19 protein-coding genes are annotated in these 22,312 nt (G+C 73.1%); 8 read left to right on the forward strand and 11 right to left on the reverse strand.

All coding sequences use genetic code 11. The features are described 5' to 3' along the window. Positions 1 to 34: 34 nt before the first annotated feature. The 8 genes from ACGFNI_RS19680 to iolC all read right to left on the reverse strand — a co-directional run bounded on the left by ACGFNI_RS19680 (position 35) and on the right by iolC (position 11,620). A complete protein-coding gene (locus ACGFNI_RS19680) occupies positions 35 to 949 on the reverse strand; it encodes an ABC transporter permease (RefSeq protein ID WP_393685374.1) in 915 nt (304 codons plus the stop codon). Continuing rightward, on the reverse strand, positions 946 to 3,651 hold the full coding sequence (locus tag ACGFNI_RS19685) for an alpha/beta fold hydrolase (RefSeq protein ID WP_393685376.1): 2,706 nt from the start codon (positions 3,649 to 3,651) through the stop codon (positions 946 to 948). The genes ACGFNI_RS19680 and ACGFNI_RS19685 overlap by 4 nt, the downstream gene beginning before the upstream one ends. Before the next feature lie 291 nt (positions 3,652 to 3,942). Further along, complete coding sequence (locus ACGFNI_RS19690) at positions 3,943 to 5,121, reverse strand: proline-rich domain-containing protein (RefSeq protein ID WP_393685378.1); 1,179 nt, start codon at positions 5,119 to 5,121, stop codon at positions 3,943 to 3,945. 175 nt (positions 5,122 to 5,296) lie between these two features. Then, entirely contained in the window at positions 5,297 to 6,790 is a 1,494-nt protein-coding gene (locus tag ACGFNI_RS19695) for a CoA-acylating methylmalonate-semialdehyde dehydrogenase (protein WP_393685379.1), read from the reverse strand. A 40-nt stretch (positions 6,791 to 6,830) separates the two neighbouring features. Next, entirely contained in the window at positions 6,831 to 8,705 is a 1,875-nt protein-coding gene (gene iolD, locus ACGFNI_RS19700; RefSeq protein ID WP_393685381.1) for a 3D-(3,5/4)-trihydroxycyclohexane-1,2-dione acylhydrolase (decyclizing), read from the reverse strand. Further along, the gene (gene iolB, locus ACGFNI_RS19705; RefSeq protein ID WP_393685383.1) at positions 8,702 to 9,640 is read right to left on the reverse strand and encodes a 5-deoxy-glucuronate isomerase; all 939 of its coding nucleotides are present in this window, start codon (positions 9,638 to 9,640) and stop codon (positions 8,702 to 8,704) included. Before iolB ends, iolD begins: the two co-directional genes overlap by 4 nt. Before the next feature lie 30 nt (positions 9,641 to 9,670). Next, positions 9,671 to 10,558: a deoxyribose-phosphate aldolase gene (locus ACGFNI_RS19710; RefSeq protein WP_393685384.1), complete on the reverse strand. Its 888-nt coding sequence runs from the start codon at positions 10,556 to 10,558 to the stop codon at positions 9,671 to 9,673. A 69-nt stretch (positions 10,559 to 10,627) separates the two neighbouring features. Then, on the reverse strand, positions 10,628 to 11,620 hold the full coding sequence (gene iolC, locus ACGFNI_RS19715; protein ID WP_393685386.1) for a 5-dehydro-2-deoxygluconokinase: 993 nt from the start codon (positions 11,618 to 11,620) through the stop codon (positions 10,628 to 10,630). Between the two features lie 298 nt (positions 11,621 to 11,918). Between iolC and ACGFNI_RS19720 the strand changes: the two genes are divergently transcribed. From ACGFNI_RS19720 to ACGFNI_RS19745, 6 genes are all read left to right on the forward strand, one after another. Next, the gene (locus ACGFNI_RS19720; protein ID WP_393685387.1) at positions 11,919 to 12,839 is read left to right on the forward strand and encodes a sugar phosphate isomerase/epimerase family protein; all 921 of its coding nucleotides are present in this window, start codon (positions 11,919 to 11,921) and stop codon (positions 12,837 to 12,839) included. Positions 12,840 to 12,933: 94 nt separating this feature from the next. Continuing rightward, the gene (locus ACGFNI_RS19725; RefSeq protein WP_393685388.1) at positions 12,934 to 13,953 is read left to right on the forward strand and encodes a Gfo/Idh/MocA family protein; all 1,020 of its coding nucleotides are present in this window, start codon (positions 12,934 to 12,936) and stop codon (positions 13,951 to 13,953) included. A gap of 151 nt (positions 13,954 to 14,104) precedes the next feature. Further along, positions 14,105 to 15,523 (forward strand): sugar porter family MFS transporter, encoded by a 1,419-nt coding sequence (locus tag ACGFNI_RS19730; protein ID WP_393685895.1) that lies wholly within the window; start codon positions 14,105 to 14,107, stop codon positions 15,521 to 15,523. Positions 15,524 to 15,677: 154 nt separating this feature from the next. Then, the gene (locus ACGFNI_RS19735) at positions 15,678 to 16,049 is read left to right on the forward strand and encodes a peptidoglycan-binding protein (protein ID WP_393685390.1); all 372 of its coding nucleotides are present in this window, start codon (positions 15,678 to 15,680) and stop codon (positions 16,047 to 16,049) included. 311 nt (positions 16,050 to 16,360) lie between these two features. Further along, positions 16,361 to 16,555, forward strand: a complete 195-nt coding sequence (locus ACGFNI_RS19740; protein WP_393685392.1) for a helix-turn-helix transcriptional regulator — start codon at positions 16,361 to 16,363, stop codon at positions 16,553 to 16,555. Positions 16,556 to 16,672: 117 nt separating this feature from the next. Next, on the forward strand, positions 16,673 to 17,596 hold the full coding sequence (locus ACGFNI_RS19745) for a 2-dehydropantoate 2-reductase (protein WP_393685394.1): 924 nt from the start codon (positions 16,673 to 16,675) through the stop codon (positions 17,594 to 17,596). 67 nt (positions 17,597 to 17,663) lie between these two features. On the opposite strand, the gene ACGFNI_RS19750 is transcribed toward ACGFNI_RS19745, so the two are convergent. Beyond that, positions 17,664 to 18,701: a LacI family DNA-binding transcriptional regulator gene (locus tag ACGFNI_RS19750; protein ID WP_393685396.1), complete on the reverse strand. Its 1,038-nt coding sequence runs from the start codon at positions 18,699 to 18,701 to the stop codon at positions 17,664 to 17,666. A gap of 144 nt (positions 18,702 to 18,845) precedes the next feature. Here ACGFNI_RS19750 and ACGFNI_RS19755 point away from each other — a divergent pair, with 144 nt between their 5' ends. After that, positions 18,846 to 19,862 (forward strand): Gfo/Idh/MocA family oxidoreductase, encoded by a 1,017-nt coding sequence (locus tag ACGFNI_RS19755; RefSeq protein WP_393685398.1) that lies wholly within the window; start codon positions 18,846 to 18,848, stop codon positions 19,860 to 19,862. A gap of 105 nt (positions 19,863 to 19,967) precedes the next feature. Here the strand turns inward: ACGFNI_RS19755 and ACGFNI_RS19760 are convergent, their stop codons facing one another. Both ACGFNI_RS19760 and ACGFNI_RS19765 read right to left on the reverse strand, forming a co-directional pair. Further along, positions 19,968 to 20,573 (reverse strand): GNAT family N-acetyltransferase, encoded by a 606-nt coding sequence (locus tag ACGFNI_RS19760; RefSeq protein WP_393685400.1) that lies wholly within the window; start codon positions 20,571 to 20,573, stop codon positions 19,968 to 19,970. Further along, positions 20,563 to 21,417 (reverse strand): DedA family protein, encoded by an 855-nt coding sequence (locus tag ACGFNI_RS19765; RefSeq protein WP_393685401.1) that lies wholly within the window; start codon positions 21,415 to 21,417, stop codon positions 20,563 to 20,565. Before ACGFNI_RS19765 ends, ACGFNI_RS19760 begins: the two co-directional genes overlap by 11 nt. A gap of 219 nt (positions 21,418 to 21,636) precedes the next feature. On the opposite strand from ACGFNI_RS19765, the gene ACGFNI_RS19770 reads away from it, so the two are divergent. Next, a complete protein-coding gene (locus ACGFNI_RS19770; protein ID WP_393685403.1) occupies positions 21,637 to 21,930 on the forward strand; it encodes a heavy-metal-associated domain-containing protein in 294 nt (97 codons plus the stop codon). Positions 21,931 to 22,312: the final 382 nt, after the last annotated feature.

Genomic DNA, 22,312 nt, shown 5'->3' on the forward strand with positions numbered 1-22,312 from the left:
GCACGGCACCGGGGGACCGAGTGCGACGGCAGGGCTACGACACCACGTCCTTGCGGGCGAAGCCGCGGAACGCGAGCGCGCACAGCACCAGCGCATACGCCACCGAGACCGACGATCCCTGGATCATCCCCGCCCACTCCACCCGCGGCTGGAGGGTGTCGGCCCAGGCGAACTGCCAGTGCGCGGGCAGCACGTCGCGCCAGTGGCCGAGCGCGGTGACCTGGTCGAGGACGTTGCCGATGATCGTCAGGCCGACCGCGCCGCCGACCGCGCCCAGCGGGGCGTCGGTCACCGTCGACAGCCAGAACGCCAGCGCCGCCGTCACCAGCTGGCTGACGAAGAGGTACGCCACCACGATCGCCAGCCGCGGCACCGCCGTCCCCGCGGACAGCGCGCCCCCGGTGGGCAGTTCGAGCGGCCCCCAGCCGTACGCGGCGGTGCCCACGCCGAGGGCGACCAGCGGGAGCAGCACCATCGCCGCGGCGCTGAAGACCAGCCCCACAGTGAGCTTGCTCAGCAGCAGCCTGGCCCGTGGCACCGGCGCCGCCAGGAGGTAGCGCAGCGAGGACCAGCTCGCCTCCGACGCCACCGTGTCGCCGCAGAACAGCGCCACCGGGACGACGAGCAGGAAACCGGCCGACACGAACAGCACCGTGGCGGCGAAGTTGGCGCCGGACGCGGTGGCGGTGGCCATCAGGGTGATCCGGCCGTTCGCGCGGCTCGCCGGGTCGCCGCCGATGGCGAACGCGGCGACCAGGACGAAGGGCAGCAGGGTGAGGAGCGCGGCGATCACCAGCGTGCGGCGCCGTTTGAGCTGGCGCCGCGCCTCGACGCGCAGCGGGAGGGTGCGGCGGGCGCGGTAGCCGGGCGCGGCGGGCGCCGCCGCTTCCGCGTGCCGCGGCGCCGCTACGGGCGCCCGCTCCGGCTCCGGTGACGTGCGTGCGGTCATCGGTCCCCTCCGATCAGGGTGAGGAAGGCGTCCTCCAGGCGGCGGTGCGGCCCGACGCGGTGCACGGGGACCTCCAACCGCAGGAGTTCGGCGAGCAGTTGGGGGGTACCGGCCGGGTCGGCGAGCCGGACCAGCAGGCCCTCGTCGGCGCGGACGGCGCTGTCGACCCCGGGCAGCGCGCCGACCTTCTCGACCAGCGCGTCCGACAGGGCGGCGGGCGCCGCGACGCCGACCAGCAGGGTGTCGCCCGAGCCGGTGATCTCGGCGACCCGGCCCGCCCGGACGAGCCGCCCGCGGTCCATGACGACCAGGTGCGTACAGCTCTGTTCGACCTCGGAGAGGAGATGGCTGGAGACGATGACGGTGCGTCCGGCGGCTGCGTAGCGGATCATCACGTCGCGCATCTCGCGGATCTGCGGCGGGTCGAGCCCGTTGGTGGGCTCGTCGAGGATGAGCAGATCGGGCAGGCCCAGCATGGCCTGGGCGAGGGCCAGGCGCTGTCGCATGCCCTGCGAGTAGGTGCGGACGGCCCGTTGGAGCGCGTCGCCGAGGCCCGCGATCTCCAGGGCCTCCTCGATGTGCGCGTCGGCCGCGGGACGGCCGGTCGCCTGCCAGTACAGGTCGAGGTTGGCGCGCCCCGACAGGTGCGGCAGGAACCCGGCGCCCTCGACGAAGGCGCCGACCCGGGAGAGGACCGGCGCGCCCGGCCTGATCGCGTGCCCGAAGACCCGTACCTCGCCCTCGTCCGGCCGGATCAGGCCCATCAGCATGCGCAACGTGGTGGTCTTGCCCGCGCCGTTGGGCCCGAGCAGCCCCAGCACCTGTCCCTGCTCGACACGGAACGAGAGGTCCCGCACCGCGTACCGGTCGGCCGACCCGGCGTACTTCTTGCTCAGCCCGACGATCTCCAGCGGGACGGCGGCCAGCGCCGGGTCGGGGGCCGGTGCCGCGGTCCGCCGCCGCGCGGTGAGCAGCAGCAGCGCCGCGACGACCGCGGCCACCGCGGGCAGGCCCCAGGTCCAGGCCGGCAGCGGGGCCGCGGCGCTGTGCAGACCGGGCGCGGTCGGCACCTCCAGCACGCCGCCGTTCTCCGGCGTGACGGTGTACGTGGCGGGCGCGGCGGGCGACGCGTACGCGAGGTCGGTCGCCGAGAGCACCAGCCGCATCCGGTGCCCGGCCGCGAACTCGTGGTCGACGGCGGGGAGTCGGACCTCGACCCGTTTGCCGTCACCGGCGCCTTCGATGCGGTACGGCGTGACGAGCTGGGACGGCAGCACCTGCTTGGTGCCGTCCGGCGCGACGTCGTAGACCTTGGCGAAGAACACCGCGTCGGAGGTGCTCGACCGGATCCGGACGGTGGTCTGCGGGCTGCCCGTGACGTGCACCGGCGTGGTCAGCGGCGCCGAGTCGAACCGGGCGTACTGGCCGGGGAAGTCCAGCGAGAGTCCGCCGGCGCCCAGGGAGGAGAGGTTGCCCAGGGCGCCCACGCCCGGCACCGCGGAGATGGCGGGCGGGCCGGCGCCCGCCGGGTTGCCGAAGCGCTGCTCGCGGCCGGTGAGCCGGATCCGGTGCGGGGCGTTCTCCAGGCCGGCGTAGCGGTCCCCGCTCGCGCCGGTGAGCCGCAGCGCGCCGTTGGTGGAGTCCACTCCGCCGTTGCGGCTGACCCGGAAGGCGGGTCCGGTGTCCGCGCCCTTGTCGCCCTTGAGGTACCGGTCGAACCAGGCCCGGGTCCTGGTGGCGAGGCGGCCGGTCTCCCGGTCACCGCCGTCGTGGCCGCCCGCGATCCAGTCGACGTCCACCGGGGCGCCGTTGCCGCGGATCGTCTTCTCCATGGCGTCGGCCTGGTCCAGCGGGAACAGCGAATCGGTCTGGCCCTGCATGATCAGCGTGGGCACCTTGATGCGGTCGCCGACGGCCGAAGGGCTGCGCTCCTCCAGCAGCTTGCGGGCGGCGGCGTCCGGCTTCCCGGAGACGGCCACCCGCTGGTACATCGCGCACAGGTCCGCCTCGAACCTGCCGCAGCCGCCGGCCGCTGCGGGGCCGCGCCCCGGCGGGCCACCGGGGGCGCCTGCGGATCCGGTGGTGAAGAAGATCCCGGTCCACAGCTTCTTGAAGACGCCGTTCGGGAACAGCGCGTCGGCGAGGTTCCAGTAGGTGATCTGCGGGGCGATGGCGTCCACCCGTGGGTCGTGTCCGGCCGCGAGCAGCGCGATGGCGCCGCCGTACGAGCCGCCCGCCACACCCACCCGGGGGTCGCCCGCCTTGTCGAGGAGTACGCCGGGACGCTTCGCCAGCCAGTCGATCATCCGGCTGACGTCGGCGACCTCACGGTCCGGGTCGTTCAGGCCGATCTTGCCGGTGGACTTCCCGAAGCCGCGCGCCGACCACGTGAGCACCGCGTAGCCGTCCCGCGCCAGTTGCTCGGCCTGCGGGCGGACGGAGTCCTTGCTGCCGCCGAATCCGTGGCCGAGCAGGACGGCGGGGCGGCGCTCGCCCGCGGCGCCGGGAGCGGTGAAGTAGGAGGTGTCTATCCGCACCGTTTTCTTGCTGCCCGGCGTCTCGGGCATCGTCAGCGCCCGGTCCGCGCGGTGGACGGCGGGTGCGGCGTCCGAGGCGGTGGCCGCCCACGTTCCGCCGCCGACGAGCAGGGCCAGGGCGCCGGCCGCGGCGTACAGCCGCCGTCCGCGCAGTCGGAGATCCATGGCTGAATCCTAGGGACGGCCACTGACAGCGGGACCGCCCCGGGGTCGGAACCCCGTGGCCTCCGGGGGCAGTAGCGACGCAGCGGCCCGTACCGCGTCGGTGGTAAGGGCCGCTGCCGCGGGCGCCGTGCGGCCTGTGCGGTGTGCCCGGTGCGCCCGCCGGTCAGTCCTGCGGCGCGGGCGCGGTGGTGATCAGGAAGCGGGCCGTGCCTGCGTCACCGTCGCCGCAGTACCGGAGTCCGGCCTTCCGCAGTACGCCGCACCGTGCCCCGGGTTACCGGCGGGGCGTGCTCAGTACTGCGGCGGGCCGAAGCCGCCCTGCGCCGGCGGGGCGCCCGGCATCGGCGGGTTGCCCTGCGGCACCGGTGGAGTGCCCGGCGGCATCGGCGGGACGCCGGCCGGCGGGGCGGGCGGTACGGGTCCTGGCTGCGGCGGGAAGGGCTGCTGCCAGCCGCCCTGCGGCGGGACCTGGGCGCCGGGCGGGACGAAGCCGGGGCCGGCGAACTGGAGGGCGGGGGCGGGCGGTTGCCAGCCGGGGGCGACCGGTTCGCCCTTGCCCATCAGCGCGAACAGCGCGAGCGAACCGAGCAGGTCGAGCATCCACTGCACGGTGTTGAGGATGCTCAGACCCGGCGCGGTGTCGCTGATGCGGAAGAGCGCGCCGTTGTCCGCCAGCGCGATGACCGTCAGGACCGCGTTCAGCAGCAGGACGGTGGCGAGCCCCATCGCCAGGCCGCGGGCCGCCCCGCCGCGCAGCAGGCTGGTGAGGGCGCCGATGCCGGTCAGCGCCAGGATGACCAGTGCGTACCAGCCGGGCGCCAGGGCGGTCAGCGAAGTGAGGACGCCCTTGCCGAGGTAGAGCACGACGAACGCGTCGGGGTTGCCGCCCTCGACCAGCATGGTGATCTGCCAGATCACCGAGCAGAGCGCCATGGCGCCGAGCACCAGGCCGCACACCGCCCCCGCGGCCTTGGCGGGGCGCAGCGGCGGGGCGCTGGGGGTGGGGCGCGGCCAGGACCGCATCCCGCAGAGCAGCACGACGCCGGCGACGAAGGCCAGCAGGAACAGCGCCAGGCTGCCGAGGAAGACCGCCTCGAAGGGGTCGGCCGCCATGTCGGCCTTCAGGAACCAGCGGTTGGTGCTGGTGTGGTTGCCGGTGCTGATCATCGTCTGCACGGCGGTGGCGAAGGTGAAGGTGGTGGCGACGGCCAGCAGACCGCCCGCCGCCCGGCGTCCGGCGAAGGCCGCGACCGCCGCACTCAACTGCACGACGGCGAGCCCGCATTGCGTGGAGTTGCTGACCATGTTGACCCCGGCGACGCCCCGGCCGGTCCAGGCGTCCCACACCCCCACGGCGCCGAACTCGCCGATGTCGTGGCACAGCCAGAACGCGGTGTAGAGGAAGAAGATCAGGCAGAACGCTCCGCCGGTGATGCGTGCGCCCTTGGCCAGCGCCGTACTTCGTGGCATTGCGCCCCCCGATGGTGGTGATGTGTACACGGCGGGTAACCGTAGCAATCGCGCCATCGGCCGTCGTCCCCGGACGAGCCCCGCCCCCTGCCGACGGGGAACGGCAGGGGGCAGGGAGCGGGGCGGGCCCCCGGGAAGCGCCGGCGGGGCGCCTGCCCGGGGTGCGGTGCCGGTGTCAGTGGTTGCTGGGGAAGCCGAGGTTGATGCCGCCGTCGGACGGGTCGGGCCAGCGGGTGGTGACGACCTTGCCGCGGGTGTAGAAGTGCACGCCGTCGTTGCCGTAGATGTGGTGGTCGCCGAAGAGGGAGTCCTTCCAGCCGCCGAAGGAGTGGTAGCCGACCGGCACCGGGATCGGGACGTTCACGCCGACCATGCCGGCCTGGACCTCCAGCTGGAAGCGGCGGGCCGCGCCGCCGTCCCGGGTGAAGATGGCGGTGCCGTTACCCCACGGCGAGGAGTTCATCAGCGCGATGGCCTCGTCGTAGGTCGCCACCCGCACGACCGAAAGCACCGGGCCGAAGATCTCGTCGCGGTAGGCGTCCATCTCCGGGGTGACGTGGTCGAGCAGCGAGACGCCGATCCAGTGGCCGTCCTCGAAGCCCTCGACGGTGAAGCCCGTGCCGTCGATGACGACGTCGGCGCCCTGGGCGGCGGCGCCCGCCACGTACGAGGCGACCTTGTCGCGGTGCACCTTGGTGATCAGCGGGCCCATCTCGGACGCCGGGTCGTTGCCGGGGCCGATGCGCAGCTTGCCGGCCCGCTCCTTGATCTTGCCGATCAGCGGGTCGGCGGTGTCGCCGACGGCGACGACGACGGAGATCGCCATGCAGCGCTCGCCCGCCGAGCCGTACGCGGCGTTGATGGCGGCGTCCGCGGCGAGTTCGAGGTCGGCGTCCGGCAGCACCAGCATGTGGTTCTTGGCGCCGCCCAGCGCCTGCACCCGCTTGCCGTTGGCGGTGCCCGTGGTGTGGATGTAGCGGGCGATGGGGGTGGAGCCGACGAAGGAGACGGCGGCGATGTCCGGGTGCTCCAGGATGCGGTCCACCGCGACCTTGTCGCCGTTGACGACGTTCAGCACGCCGTCGGGCAGGCCCGCGTCGGCCGCCAGCTCGGCGAGCTTGAGCGCCGCGCTCGGCACCTTCTCGCTGGGCTTGAGGACGAAGGTGTTACCGCAGGCGATGGCGAGGGGGAACATCCACATCGGCACCATGGCGGGGAAGTTGAACGGCGTGATGCCGGCGACCACGCCGAGGGACTGGCGGATCGAGGAGACGTCCACGCGGGTGGACACCTGGGTGGACAGCTCGCCCTTGAGCTTCTCCGAGATGCCGCAGGCCAGCTCGATGATCTCCAGGCCGCGGGCGACCTCGCCGAGCGCGTCGGAGTGCACCTTGCCGTGCTCGGCGGTGATCAGTTCGGCGATCTCGTCGCGGTGCGCGTCGACCAGCTCGCGGTAGCGGAACAGCACCGAGGTGCGCTGGGCGAGCGAGCTGGTGCCCCAGGTGCGGAACGCTTCCTCGGCGGCGGCGACGGCGGCGTCCACCTCGTCGACGGACGCGAAGGGGACCTGCTTCTCCTGCGCACCGGTGGCCGGGTTGTAGACCGGGCCGAAGTTGCCGGAAACGCCCTCGACGGGCTTGCCGCCGATCCAGTGGCTGAGGGTCTTCATGCGGGGGGCCTTTCTGGGTGGTGACGACATCGAGCTGAGATCACAGGTGACGGCGGCGGTCCGCGGCGTGCCGTTCGTACGCCGCGCGGGCCGCGACCGCCGCCGGACGCGTCGCGGTCGCGGCAACAGGAACATCCCACCAGGCTTGCGCCTCCGGCGCGCCCGGCACTGTGTCGGCCGTTTCGGTCTCGACATAGACACATGTGGGATGGTTCGCGCCACGTGCCTCGGCGAGCGCGGCGCGCAGTTCCCCGACGGTGCCCGCGCGGATGACGTGCAGTCCCAGGGACGCGGCGTTGGCGGCGAGGTCCACGGGCAGCGGGGCGCCGGTGTAGGTGCCGTCCCCGGCGCGGAAGCGGTAGTCCGTGCCGAACCGTTCGCCGCCGGTCTCCTGGGAGAGCCCGCCGATGGAGGCGTAGCCGTGGTTCTGGACGAGGACGAGCGTGAAGGGGATGCCCTCCTGGACCGCGGTGACGATTTCGGTGGGGTTCATCAGGTACGTGCCGTCGCCGACCAGGGCCCATACGGGGCGCCCCGGGGCGGCGATGCCGACGCCGATGGCGGCCGGGATCTCGTAGCCCATGCAGGAGTAGCCGTATTCGACGTGGTACTGCCTGCGGGACCGGGCGCGCCAGAGTTTGTGCAGGTCACCGGGGAGCGAACCGGCGGCGTTGATGAGCACGTCGGTGTCGTCGACGACGGCGTCGATGGCGCCGAGCACCTGGGTCTGCGAGGGGCGGGCCGACTCGTCCCCGGCGGCGTAGGCCGCGTCGACCCGGCGTTCCCAGTCGGCCTTCGCGGCGCCGTAGGCGGCCTCGTACGCCGGGTCGACGCGGTGGTCCTTCAGCTCGCGGGTGAGCGCTTCCAGGCCGGCGCGGGCGTCGGCGACGAGGGAGGCGGCGCCGAGCTTGTGTGCGTCGAAGGAGGCGATGTTGAGGTTGACGAAGCGCACGCCGGGGGCGGCGAAGAGGGTCGTGGACGCGGTGGTGAAGTCGGTGTAGCGGGTGCCGACGCCGATGACGAGGTCGGCCTCGCGGGCGAGCCCGTCGGCGGTGGCGGTGCCGGTGTGGCCGATGCCGCCGACGTCCGCCGGGTGGTCGTGGCGCAGCGATCCCTTGCCCGCCTGGGTGGCGGCGACGGGGATGCCGGTGGTGTCGGCGAAGGCCCGCAGGGCGTCCTCGGCCTCGCTGTGGTGGACGCCGCCGCCGGCGATCAGCAGCGGTCTGCGGGCGGCGCGGATCGCGTCCGCCGCCGCGGCCAGGGCGTCGGCGTCGGGGGCGGGCCTGGCGACCCGCCAGACCCGGTCGGCGAAGAACTCATCGGGCCAGTCGTACGCCTCGGTCTGCACGTCCTGGGGCAGGGCGAGGGTGACCGCGCCGGTCTCCACCGGGTCGGCGAGCACCCGCATGGCCTGGAGGGCGGCCGGGATCAGCGCTTCGGGGCGGGTGACGCGGTCGAAGTAGCGGGAGACCGGGCGCAGCGCGTCGTTGACCGACAGGTCGCCCGCGTACGGGACTTCGAGCTGCTGGAGCACCGGTTCGGCGGGCCGGGTGGCGAAGGTGTCGCCGGGCAGCAGCAGCACGGGGATGCGGTTGACGGTGGCGAGCGCGGCGCCGGTGACGAGGTTGGTGGCGCCGGGGCCGATGGAGGTGGTGACGGCCTGGGCGCGGAGCCGGTCGGACTGGCGGGCGTAGCCGACGGCGGCGTGCACCATGGCCTGTTCGTTGCGGCCCTGGAGGTAGGGCAGGTCCTCGCGTGACTCCAGGAGCGCCTGGCCGATACCGGCGACGTTGCCGTGGCCGAAGATGCCCCAGCAGGCGTTGATCAGTCGCTGCCGGCGGCCGTCCCGCTCGGTGTACTGGTGGGCGAGGAATTGCACCAGGGCCTGTGCGACGGTGAGGCGTCGGGTGGTCATCGGGCTTCTCCTGCGGGCGCGGTGTAGAGGGGGAGGCGGGTGTCGACGGGCTGTCCCGGCCAGGTGGCGCGGATCCAGCCGTGGTCGGGGTGGTCGCAGATCAGCCACTCACGGGTCTCACCCGGGCCCGCCATGACGTTGAGGTAGTACATGGTGTGGCCGGGGGCGGCGATGGACGGGCCGTGCCAGCCGTCGGGGATGAGGACGGCGTCGCCGCTGCGGACCTCGGCGAGTACGTCGGTGCCGCGGCCCTGCCCGGAGGGGGTGACGCGTTGGTAGCCGACGCCTTCCGTGCCGTGCGCCGGCTCGATCTCGAAGTAGTAGATCTCCTCCAGTTCGGACTCCTCACCGGGGCGGCACGCATCGTGCTTGTGCGGCGGGTAGGACGACCAGTTGCCGCCCGGGGTGAGGACCTCGACCGCGATGAGCTTGTCGCAGTCGAAGGTGCCCGCGGCGCCGAAGTTGTTGACCTGGCGGGAGCAGTTGCCGGTGCCGCGCAGCTCCACGGGGACGTCGGACGCGGCGCCGTAACGGGACGTCAGGCGGCGCTCGCAGCGGGCACCGGTGAGCGCGAACCGGCCGCCGGCGGCGCTCGCGATCCGCACCTCGGCATCGCGCGGGACGTACGCGAAGTCCGTGACGCCGCTGAACACGCTCGCCCGCCCGGCCAGTTCGAAACTCTCGCCGCCGTCGGTGGCGACCGTGCAGCCGCCGGAGAGCGGCAGCACGATCCATTCGCTGCCGCCGGTGGCGAAGGCGTGCCGGCCGCCGGGCGGCAGATCGAGGATGCGCAGCGAGGAGTATCCCCAGCCGGCCTTCTCCGGCGTGATGTCCAGCGCGTACCCGCCCGCACCCCCCTGACCTGCCCTGACGTGGAAGTCCATGGCGTCGGCGTACGCCGCCTGTTCCCCGGTTTCTGCGAACTCAGCACTCATGACAACAAGTCTCCTACTCACCACTGACAGTTACAGGAGTCCGACGGCGGTGTCGACGGCCGCCGCGACGTCACCGTCCGCCGGGTAGAGCAGCGACCGGCCGACGACAAGCCCCTGCACGGTCGGCAGCCGCAGCGCCTTGCGCCACTTCTCGTACGCCGCCTCCTGGTCGGCGACGGTCCTGCCGATGTCGCCGCCGAGCAGCACGGTCGGCAGGGTGGTGGCCTCGCAGACCCGGGCCATCGCCTCCGGGTCGTCGGTGACCGGCAGCTTGAGCCAGGTGTAGGCGGAGGTGCCGCCGAGTCCGGAGGCGATGGCGACGGAGCGGGTGACGGCTTCGGGGCCGAGGTCGTTGCGGACCGCGCCGTCGATCCTGCGGGAGAGGAACGGCTCGACGAAGACCGGCAGTTGCCGGGCGGCCATCGCGTCGATGGCGCGGGCGGTGGACTCCAGCGTGGTGAGCGAACCGGGGTCGTCGTAGTCGACGCGGAGCAGGAGCTTGCCCGCGTCGAAGCGGAGCCGGGCGATGTCGTCGGGCCGGTACCCGGTGAACCGGTCGTCCATCTCGAAGGAGGCGCCCGCGATGCCGCCGCGGTTCATGGAGCCCATGACGACCTTGCCTTCCAGAGCGCCGACGAGGAGCAGGTCCTCCAGGATGTCGGCGGTGGCGAGCACGCCGTCCACGCCGGGCCGCGACAGCGCGAGGACGAGGCGTTCGAGCAGGTCGATGCGGTTGGCCATGGCGAGCTTCCGGTCGCCGACGGCGAGCGCGCCGCGGGCCGGGTGGTCAGCCGCGACGATCATCAGCCGCCCGCTGTCGCCGATGAGCGGGCGGCGGGCGCGCCGGGCCGCGGCATCCGCGACGGCTCCGGGATGCCGGGCCCGGAGTGCCGGGAGGTCACTGATCCGAGGGGTCACGGTCGACTCACCTTCTTGTCGTGCACAGGTGCGAGGGGCGGTACGGGGTCTCCACCGGGCGGGCGGGTGTCACCGGCCGGCGAGGAAGGCGTCGACCTCGCCGGCGGTGGGCATGGCGGAGGAGCAGGCGAGCCGGGAGGCGACGAGCGCGCCTGCCGCGTTGGCGTGGCGCATCATCGGCTCCAGGTCCAGGCCGCCGAGCAGGCCGTGGCAGAGCGAGCCGCCGAAGGCGTCGCCCGCACCGAGGCCGTTGACGACCTGCACGGGGGTGGGCGGCACCTCGACGCTGCGGCCGTCGCGGTGCACGGCGATTACACCCTTGGGCCCCTGCTTGATGACGGCCAGTTCGACGCCCATGTCGAGCAACGCCCGCGCGCAGGACCGGGGTTCGCGCAGCCCGGTGGCGACCTCGGCCTCGTCGAGGTTGCCGACGGCGACGGTGGCGTGCGCGAGCGCCGCCTCGTAGTACGGGCGGGCCGCCGCCATGGCCGCGGCGCCGCTCGCGCCGCCGTCACCGGACGCGCCGCCCTCGCCGCCCCAGAACATCGGCCGCCAGTCGAGGTCGAAGACGGTGGGTCCTGCCTTGGCGCGGACCTCCAGGGCGGCGAGGGTGGCGCTGCGGCTGGGTTCTTCGCACAGGCCGGTGCCGGTGATCCAGAAGATCCGGGCGGTGCGCAGCGCGCCGTGGTCCAGCTCTTCGGGGTGGATGACCAGGTCGGGGGCCTTGGGGCGGCGGTAGAAGTAGAGCGGGAAGTCGTCCGGGGGGAAGATCTCGCAGAACGTCACCGGCGTCGGCAGGCCGTCCACCGGGGTGACCCACCGGTCGTCCACGCCGAACTCCCCGAGCGCCTGGTGGATGTAGTCGCCGAACGGGTCGCGCCCGGTGCGGCTGATGACGGCGCAGCGGCGGCCGAGCCGGGCGGCGGCGACCGCGACGTTGGTGGCCGAGCCGCCGAGGAACTTCCCGAAGGTCTCCACCTGCGCGAGCGGCACGCCGGTCTGCAGCGGATAGATGTCCACCCCGATGCGGCCCATCGTGATCAGGTCGTACGGCTCGGTCATACGGGCCCCTTCGGTCGGCCGGCGTGGCGGTTCGGCGGGTTCGGTTCTGAGCACAGGTCCTCTGAGCACAGGTCTAACGGGGCAGTTCAGACGCTGTCAATAGTTTGTCCTTACATTCGGACGTCCAGAATGGACGAAGGTGCACCCCATTCCGCACATCCTCGGAACGGGAAAGTCCTTAAGTCCTTATGTCAGGACGAAGTCTTGACACTCCCGGGGGCGCCATGAAGGCTGTGCCCCACAACCGCCACCCCAGCGCCTCCCGGTCACCGCCGACCGGCGAGAGGAGAGCCGCCGCATGTCCGCACCCCGTGCCGCCTCGCCCGTTCTGGACCGCATCCGGGTGGGTTCCGCGCCCGACTCCTGGGGCGTCTGGTTCCCCGACGACACACAGCAGGTCCCCTGGGAACGCTTCCTCGACGAGGTCTCCGAAGCGGGCTACGAATGGATCGAACTCGGCCCGTACGGCTACCTCCCCACCGACCCCGCCGTGCTCCACCAGGAGGTCGCCCGCCGCGACCTGAAGGTCTCGGCCGGCACGGTCTTCACCTCGCTGCACCACGGCCCCGGCGTCTGGGACAAGACCTGGGCGCACGTGTCCGAAGTCGCCACGCTCACCCGGGCGATGGGCGCGGGGCACCTCGTCGTCATCCCGTCCTTCTGGCGGGACGACAAGACCGCCGAGGAACTGGAGCCGCGCGAACTGACCGTCGAGCAGTGGAAGAACCTCACCACCGGCATGGAACGCCTGGGCAGGCGCGTCCGCGACGAGTTCGGGCTCGACATCGTCGTCCACCCGCACGCCGACACCCACATCGACACCGAGGAACACGTCACGCGCTTCCTCGACGGCACCGACTCCGGCCTGGTCAGCCTCTGTCTGGACACCGGCCACTACTCCTACTGCGGCGGCGACAACGTCAAGCTGATCCGCACCTACGGCGAGCGGATCGGCTACCTCCACCTCAAGCAGGTCGACCCCGAGATCCTCGCCGACGTCACCGCCAAGGGCACCCCCTTCGGCCCCGCCGTCCAGCAGGGCGTGATGTGCGAGCCGCCACTGGGCGTGCCCGCGCTGCCGCCCGTCCTGGAGGCGGCGCAGGAGCTGGGCGTCGACCTCTTCGCCATCGTCGAGCAGGACATGTACCCCTGCCCGCCCGACCGGCCGCTCCCGATCGCCCGGCGCACCCGCCGCTTCCTGCGCTCCTGCGGCGCCTGAGCCGGAGACGGCCACAACGCGCCTGGGGTCTGCCGATCGGGTCAGGCCCCAGCAGCACCTCACACCCCGTAGCAGGCAAGGACTTGAGGACGACATGACTTCACACGGAACGCTGGGCGTGGCCGTCATCGGCACCGGCCGGATGGGCTCCGACCACGTACGCCGGATCAACGACGTGACCCGCGGCGCGCGGGTGGCCGCGGTGGCCGACATCGACGCCGCCAGGGCCGAGCGGCTGGCCGGCGGCATCGCCGGGTGCACCCCGTACACCGACCCGGCCGCGGCCATGGACGACCCCGCGGTGGACGCCGTCCTCATCGCCTCACCGGGGCCCGCGCACGAGGCGACACTGCTCGCCGCGTTCGCCCGCGACCTGCCGGTGCTGTGTGAGAAGCCGCTCACCCCCGACCCGGCGTCCGCGCTGCGCGTCGTGGCCGCCGAGCAGGAGCTGGGCCACCGCCGCGTCCAGGTCGGCTTCATGCGCCGCTACGACGCCGACTACCTCGCCCTCAAGTCCCTTGTGCAGCAAGGGGTGCACGGACGCCCGCTGATGCTCCACAACAAGCACCGCAACATGGACACACCACCCGGCTTCACCGGCGCCATGACGATCCACGACTCGGTGGTGCACGAGATCGACGTGACCCGCTGGCTGCTGGACGAGGAGATCACCGCCGTCCGGGTACTGCGCCCCACGCCCACCAGGAACGCACCCGAAGGACTCAGCGACCCCCAGCTGATCCTCTTCGAGACGGCGGCGGGCCAGGTCGTGGACACCGAACTCTTCGTCAACTGCGGCTTCGGCTACCAGGTTTCCTGCGAGGCGGTCTGCGAAACGGGCACCGCCAGGATCGGCGACGACCGCGGCGTGTTCGTCAACGCCGCCGGCCACTGGGGCGGCGCCATCACCCCCGGCTTCGTCGAGCGCTTCGAGGAGGCGTACGACCGGCAGGTGCAGCGCTGGGTGGACGCCACCCGGCGCGGCGAGGTCGAGGGCCCCAGCTGCTGGGACGGGTACGCGGCTGCCGCGGTGTGCGAAGCCGGCGTCCTGGCGCAGCAGTCCGGGGACCGCGTCGCCGTCGAACTGGCCGAGCGGCCCGCGCTCTACAGCTGACCCCGCCCCCGCCCCCGGGTTCCGCACCGCCGAGGCACCCGGCGCCCCACCCGAAAGGCTCCCCCGTCATGCACCTTGCCCTCGACCGGACCGAGAAGTCGCCGCGCCTGATACGCGCCGCCGTCGACCGCTACGTCACGGCGAACCGGAGCTGACGTGGACGCTCCGACGTGCCGGACGGCACCCCCCCGGGCCGCGGGAGAGCGCCACCGCCCGCGCCGCCACACGCTTCATCGTCGGCATCGCCGCCATCGCCGCGCTCGGCGGCGCCCTGTTCGGCTACGACACCGGGGTGGTGTCCGGCGCGCTGCCCTTCATGGAGGGCCATTTCGGCCTGTCCTCCCTGGGCGAGGGGGTCATCACCAGCGCCCTGTTGATCGGTGCGGCGTTCGGCTCGCTGGCCGGCGGGCGGATGGCCGACTCGCTGGGCCGCCGCACCTCCCTGTTGTGGGCGGGCGCGGTGTTCATCGGCGGGGCGCTGGCCGTCGCGCTCGCGCCGACGGTCCCGTTCATGGCGGTGGCGCGTTTCGTGCTGGGCCTCGCCGTCGGCAGCGCGTCGGTCATCACCCCGCTGTACCTCTCCGAGATCGCGCCGCCGCACATCCGCGGGCGGCTGGTGTCCTTCAACTCGCTGATGATCGTGAGCGGTCAGCTGCTCGCCTACCTGATCAACGCCGTACTGGCGCAGTGGGAGGCGTGGCGCTGGATGCTCGGCATGGCCGCGCTGCCCGCCGTGGCGCTGTTCGCCGGGCTGTTCTTCCTGCCCGACACCCCCCGCTGGTACATCAGCAGGGGCCGGCCTGACGACGCGGCGCGGGTGCTGCGCCGCACGCTGCCCGCCGGAGAGGTCGCCGCCGAGCTGGCGCGCATCGACCGGGCGCGCGACCTGGAGGCGGACGCCCGGCGAAGCGCCTGGCAGGAGCTGCGTACGCCGTGGGTGCGGCGGCTGCTGCTGGTCGGTATCGGTCTCGCGGTCGTCCAGCAGATCACCGGCGTCAATGCCGTCATCTACTTCGCGCCCAAGATCCTCGCGTCGACGGGGCTCGGTACAAACGCCGCGATCACCGCCACCATCGCCGTCGGCGCGGTCTCCGTGGTCGCCACGGCGATCGGGATGTCGCTCATCGACCGGGTGGGCCGCCGCCCGCTGCTGCTCACCGGGCTGGCCGGGATGACGGTGTCGCTGGCCCTGCTGGGCGCGTCCTTCCGGCTGCCGCACGGCGTCGCGGTCAGTGTGCTGGTGCTCGCCCTGATGGTGCTCTACATGGGCTTCATGCAGGGGACGCTGAACACCGGGGTGTGGCTGCTGCTCGCCGAGATGTTCCCGCTCAAGGTCCGTGGGCTGGCCATGGGCGCGGCGGTTTTCGTGATGTGGCTGGTCAACTTCGCGGTGGCGCTGGTCTTTCCGGTGCTGCTCGACGCGGTCGGCGCCAGTGCCACCTTCTGGTTCTTCGGCGTGATGTGCGTGCTGTCGCTGCTGTTCTGCAAGCGGTACGCGCCGGAGACCAAGGGGCTGGCCCTGGAGGACCTGGAACAGGAGCTGCGCAGAGCGGCGGCCACGACGCCCTGACGCGCCATGGCCCGTACGGAAGTTGGCGTACGTCACCTGGCGTACCGGAAATGGCGGCCGGGTGGGTGCGGCGGGCGGAACCGCGGCAGTCCGGCGTGCGTGGATACGGGTGGAATCACATCCAACGGGGGAAACGGTGGACATCGTGAATGCCATGACCGTGAAGGCCACCACACTGCGTCATACCGCCCGCCGCTCGGCCGTCCTGGCCGTGTCCGCGGGCCTGATGACGGCCGGGCTGCTGGCCGTACCGGCGTCCGCGGCCGGGCCCGCGGAGGGTCCGGCCGGGCCGATGGCGGCCTGCGCCTACTACAGCGGGAGCGCGCTGACCGTGCACGGCCAGCTCAACGACCGGGTCAGGCAGGTCCAGTGCCTGCTGGCCAACCGCAAGTACCTGCCCTGGAGCAGCCTGACCGGCTACTTCGGCGACAAGACGCTGGCGGCCGTCAAGAAGTTCCAGAAGGCGAAGCACCTGACCGCCGACGGGAGGGTCGGCAAGAAGACCTGGAAGGCGCTCTCCTCCTGATCCCCGGGCGCCGCGCTCGCGACGGCGGCGGGTCGTCCCTCCCGGGGCGGCCCGCCCCCGCACGTCCGGGCACCGCGGGCCCGCCGACGCCCCCTCGCGTTGTGTCACATCTTCGTCACCGCCGTACCGCCCATGTCACAACTGTCACGATTACACGGGGTTTGCGTCACAGGCGCTCAACAGCCGCGGCCCGCCGGTCACTCGGTGTCGTTGTCCGGGGACAGGGTGAGTGATCACCCACGTCGTATGCGGCAGTCCGTCGGCTCGCACCGGGCCGGCCCCGCGTACGTTCCCAGGGAGGTGCCGCAGAGATGACCGACCCGAGGCTCTGGTCGTACAAGGAGATCGCCGCACACATCCGGGTGCAGCCCGACACCGTGCGCTCGTACCGCAAGAACGGCCTGCTGCCCGATCCGGACCTGGTGGAGGGCGGCAGACCCTACTGGCTCGCCGACACGGTCAGAGCCTGGGCGGCCCGCAGGCCAGGACATCGCGGAGGGCGTTAGCCACGACCGTCCTGCGGCCCCGCGTCCCACCGGCGCGGGGCCTCCACCATGCCTGCGGGCGGCGGGGGTTGGCAGGGTACGGCCGCCGTGCGCGGACCGGCCGCCTACGCTCTCCGCATGGCGAAGACACCTCACCCCTCCGGCCGGAGCGCGGTCATCGGCGCGGGCGGGATCGGCGGCTACGTCGCCGCACTCGCACACCGCGCCGGGCTCGACGTCACGCTGTGCGTGCGGACACCGGTCGACGGCATCAGCGTCACCGGCGACGGCGGCACCTGGCACGCCGCGGTCCCCGCCCTCACCGACCCCGACCTGGCGACACCCGTCGACTGGGTGCTGCTGACCACCAAGGCGCAGGACACGGCGGGCGCCGAGCCCTGGCTGCGGCGGCTGTGCGGACCCGGCACCACCGTCGTCGTCCTGCAGAACGGCATCGGCCACCGTGAGCGGGTCGCCCCGTACGTCCCCGAAGGCACCGGCGTACTGCCCGCGATCTGCTACATCTCGGCGGAACGGACCGCTCCGGGGCGGATCACCCACCACATCGCCAGCGAACTGCACGTCCCCGAAGGCCCGTTGGCGCAGCGCTTCGGGGACCTGCTGACGGACAGCGACCTCAATGTCACACCGGTCGCCGACTTCACCACGGCCGCCTGGCGGAAGATGCTCACCAACCTGGCGGCCAACCCGATCACGGCGCTGCTCCAGCAGCGGATGGGTGTCTTCCGCGACCCCGACATGGCGGCGCTCACCCGCGACCTGCTGACCGAGGCGGCGGCAGTGGCCCGCGCCGAGGGCGCCCTGCTCGGCGATTCGGATGTGGAAGGGACGCTGGAGATCTACGGGATGGTGCCGCCTGACGGTGGCTCGTCGATGCTCTACGACCGGCTGGCGGGGCGCCCGTTGGAGCACGAGTACCTGACGGGCGCGGTGGTCGCGGGCGGCGAACGGCACGGCATCGCCACGCCGTTGAACCGGATGCTGCTGACCCTGCTCCGCGCCGTCGACCGGGAGCTTCGGGCCCAACCGGCCGACGACTGACCCTTCCCGACCGGCCACGGCGGGCGCGGGCGACGGCATCGAAGGGGCCGGTGCGCTCCCCCGGCGCTCAGTGCGGCGGTGCGGTGGTGCCGCGGATCTCCAGGGACGGCGCGACGAGTTGGCGCTCGGCGGCCCGCTCGGGGTGCTCCATCCGGTCCAGCAGGCAGCGCCCGGCGCGGCGCCCCATGTCGCCGCTGGTGTTGTTGACGGTGCTCAGCCACAGGTGCCGGATGCGGGACAGGTAGGTGTTGTCGCAGCCGATGAGGGAGAGGTCGCCGGGGACGTCGAGGCCCAGCTCCTGCGCCGCCGACAGGGCGCCCACCGCGCAGATGTCGTTGAACGCGAAGACGGCGGTGGGGCGCGGCCCTTCGGCCGGCCCGCCGAGCAGCCGCACGGCGGCACGGTAGCCGCCCTCCTCGGTGGGCTCGCCCGGTTCGACCACCGCGCCGTCCGCGAGACCCGCATCGGCCATCGCCGCCTCGAAGCCGCGCCGCCGCAGCGCGCCGACGCTGCCACGGCCCGCGATGTGGGCGATGCGGCGGTGGCCGATGCCGATGAGGTGGGCGGTGGCGAGGCGGGCGCCCCGCTCGTCGTCGTTCGCGATGGTGTCCACCCGTGGCAGCCGCGGCTCGTGGGTGCCGGCGACGACGACCGGCAGACGGGCCGCGGCGGCGGCGAGCGCGTCGGGGTCCGGCAGCGTGCCGACCGCGACCAGGCCGTCGACCCGCAGCTCAAGGAAGGCGCGGGTGAGGTCCTCGCCGGTGCGCTGGCCGAGCCGCGCGTCGGCCATCAGCATCCGCAGGCCGTGCGCGTGCAGCACGGAGTTGAGGCCGTCCAGGACCTCGGCGAACCACGGGTTGCGCAGGTCGTTGATGAGCACGCCGACGGTGTGCGTGCGGCGGGCGACCAGGCTGCGGGCGGCGGCGTTCGGGCGGTAGCCCAGCTCGTCGATGGCCGCCAGGACGGCCTGCCGTTTGGCGTCGCTGACCCGGGGCGACCCCTGGAGCACCAGCGAGACCAGCGACTTCGAGACACCCGCGCGCTCGGCGACACCACGGATCGTCGGGGGCCGCTCCCCGCCCGACCCCTCCTTGGACCGTTCCATGCACGAAATCCTGTCATCCGCCCCGAACGGCGTCAACGCACCTGACACGCAAGGGTTGACATGCGGAGATCCAGACATGCAGGGTGCGGACGAGCAAGCATTGGACCGTTCCAACCCTCCTCCCGCCCTGGAAAGGACCGAGGCATGAAGATCGGACTCATCGGCACCGGGCGCATCGGCGCGTTCCACGCCGAGACGCTCCGCGGCGTCCCCGGCGTCACCGATCTCGTCGTCGCCGACGCGGACACCGCCCGCGCCACGTCACTCGCCGCCACTCTCGGCATCCGGGCGGCCGGCAGCATCGACGACCTCTACGCCGACGGGCTCGACGGCGTGGTGATCACCGCGGCCACCAGCGCCCACGCCCCGCTGATCCACCAGGCGCTGGACGCCGGGGTACCGGTCTTCTGCGAGAAGCCGGTGGCCCTGGACGTCACCGGCACCCGCGGCGTGGTCGCACGCGCACAGGACGGCGACGCGCCCGTCCAGATCGGCTTCCAGCGCCGCTTCGACGCCGGATACCGTGCCGCCCGCGAGGCGCTGCGCTCCGGCGAACTGGGCTGGCTGCACACCCTGCGCGCCTGCACCAGCGACCGGACACCGCCGCCGGCCGGCTACATCCCCACATCGGGCGGCCTGTTCCGCGACTGCAGCATCCACGACTTCGACATCCTGCGCTGGCTCACCGGCCGCGAGGTGGTCTCCGTCTACGCCCAAGGGGCCAACCGCGGCGCGGACTTCTTCGCCGCCGGCGGCGACGTCGACACCTGCGCGGCACTGCTGCGCTTCGACGACGACACCCTGGCCACCGTCACCGCGACCCGCTACAACGGCGCCGGGCACGACGTCAGGCTGGAGGTCTGCGGCTCCGAAGGGGCACGGTTCGTGGGCCTCGACGACCGGGCACCGCTACCGTCGGCCGAACCCCAACTCTCCTGGCAGCAGGCCGACATCCCCTACGCCACCTTCATGGAGCGTTTCCGCGCCGCGTACGTGACCGAGCTGGGGGTATTCGCCGACGTCGCGGCGGGCCGGACACCGAGCCCCTGCTCACCCGCCGAGGCCCTGGAGGCGCTCTACGTGGCGGAGGCGTGCGAACGGTCACGCAGGACGGGCGAGCCGGTCGCCCTCGCGGACATCCGGGGCGCGGCGGACACCTGAGCCGTCCCGGCACGTGACGGGAGCGGACCCCGGTGCGCCGTGCCGCCGGGAGGCACCGCCCCACAGCGAGGTCTTCCGGGCCCCCACGAGCGGCGCATGGCGGGCTCATACCGGCCTCGCTTCATCCGCCGGTCCGCACGGTGCCGGTGGCGCGGCGCCGAGGTCGAACCGCCAGTCGTACGCGCGCCGGAGGTGCCCCTTGGGGTATTCGACGGAGCACTCCCCGCGGAGGGTGAATCCGGCCCTGCGGCAGACGGCGTTGGACGCCGCGTGGCGGACCGCGGGGAAGGCGTGCAGCGCGCGGTGGCGGCCCTCGGCGCGGGCCGCGTCGATGACGGCTCGCGCCGCGGCCACCGCGATGCCCCGGCCCTGGAATTCCGGCAGCACGCCCCAGCCCGTCTCATAGCCGGGCCCGCCGTACCTGGCCTGTTCCCAGAATCCGATCGAGCCGACCGCGTCCCCCGTCGGCAGCAGGACGATCGCGTACATCCGGCCGGGGCCCGACAGGTCGAGGTAGCGACGGTGCCGGTCGGTGAGCTGCTGTTCGGTTCCCGGGCCGCCCAGATATGCCGTCATCTGCGGCGAGTTGAGGCTGCGCAGCAGGGCCGCGCCGTCCGCCGGCCATGGCGCGAGACGTACCGGTGGTACTGCCGGTGCACCCGTGGGGGCCGTGGCTCCGTGGTCCGTACCGCTGCTCGACTCAGAGGTCATGACGACACGGTAGGGGCGGGCACTGACAGTCGGGCCACGGCTGCCGGGCGGGCCCGGTGACGGCCGGTGCGGGAGTGAGGTCCGGTGCCGTGGTGGCAGCCGGTGCGGGCGCCGGTCCCGGGGGCTCGGGTGCGGTGCCGGCCGGTTCGACGGCCCGTCCATGGCCTTCCGGTCCGCCGCCACCCCCGGCGCCGTCCTCACCGGTCGCGCCGCCGCTCCCGCGCCCGTTGCCCCCGTGGTTCCCGGTCGCGCCGCCCGTCCGGTGGCCACCGCCCTCGCCACCGCCGGGGAGCCGGGCGGCGCGACGGCGGGCCGTCCACTCCACGGCGGTGGCGAGGGCGGCGACGGTGCAGGAGACGCCGATGCCGATGCCGGCCGCGTGGAGCCGGTTGCCCGCTGCGGCGCTGCCGAGGTAGCCGAGGCCGACGGAGTAGGTCGCCCACACCACCTCGGAAATGCCGGTGCCGAGTGCGTACTTGCGCAGCGGGAAGTGGAGCACGCCGGAGGCCACGGCGCCGATGATGCGACCGCTGGGCAGGAAGCGCACCGCGATGACGAACGGGATGCCGTAGCGCTCGATCCGTCGGGACGTCCACTCCAAGAGGGCGCGGCGGCGGGCGCGGCGCAGCATCCAGGCGCGCGCCGGGCCGCCGAACCGCCGGGCGACGAGGTACATCAGGACGTCTCCCAGGGCGGCGCTGCCGGCCACGATCAGCAGGACGAGCGGGAGGTGGAGGTCTCCGTGGGAGGCGAGCACCCCGGCGGTGACGAGCAGGGCCGAGTTGGGGACCAGCGGTGGCAGCGTGGTGAGCGCGAGCAGCCCGTAGAGGGCCAGTACGTTCATCCGGCCCGCCTCCTCGGATCCACCCCGAGCCCGTACTCACCAGGCTGACGCGTGGCCCTGCGGGCGGCAACGCGTGCGGGGCGCGGCAGAGCGCGCCGAAGCTTGGATTGATACCCCCTAGGGGTATAACGTGAGGCACGTCGGCCGCACCCGCCACCCCCGGCGCCGTACGGCACTTCGGCATCCCACGGAACGCATCGGCACCACGAGGAGATTCCCATGACCGCCGCATCGACGAACGGTTCCTGCTGCACCCCCGAAGGCTCCTGCCAGTCCGGCCCCGTCGCGACGGAGGAGGCCGGGGTCACGGCGACCTACCAGGTCACCGGCATGACCTGCGGCCACTGCGAAGGCGCGGTGAAGTCCGAGATCTCGGAGATCGCCGGCGTCAGCTCGGTCGAGGCGGTGGCCGCCACCGGCCTGGTGACCGTGGTGTCCAAGGCCCCGCTCGACGACGCCGCCGTGCGCGAGGCGGTCGACGAGGCGGGCTACGAACTGGCGGGCCGGGCCTGACGGTCACACCCGGTCCGGCGCGTGGGCGCGGGGCCGGGCAACGGAGGGGGCGGGCGGCCCGGCGTGAGTGAGTGGCCGCCCGCCCCCTCCGGCATCCGCATCAGGCGGCGCGGCCGGATCCCGCCCCTCGGCATTCACAAAACTCTCACAAGCGGCACAACACCCATACGTGAGGCCCGCGATTTTCAACTCGTTCCCCTTGACCGCATTCGCCCCTATATGGCAAGAGACCCAGATCACAGGGTTCTGAACGTAACCATTGAGGGGGGTCGAGAGTCTAACCGGGCGTGCAGGCACCCCGGCGGGGCCTGCACGGCAACAGCCGTGCTGATCTTGGGGGATCATGCCCGGCTACGCGTGGCCGGGGCGACGCGCCCGGGGA

Origin of the sequence: Streptomyces sp. NPDC048644 (assembly GCF_043199105.1) — a bacterium.
Taxonomy (GTDB): Bacteria; Actinomycetota; Actinomycetes; order Streptomycetales; family Streptomycetaceae; genus Streptomyces.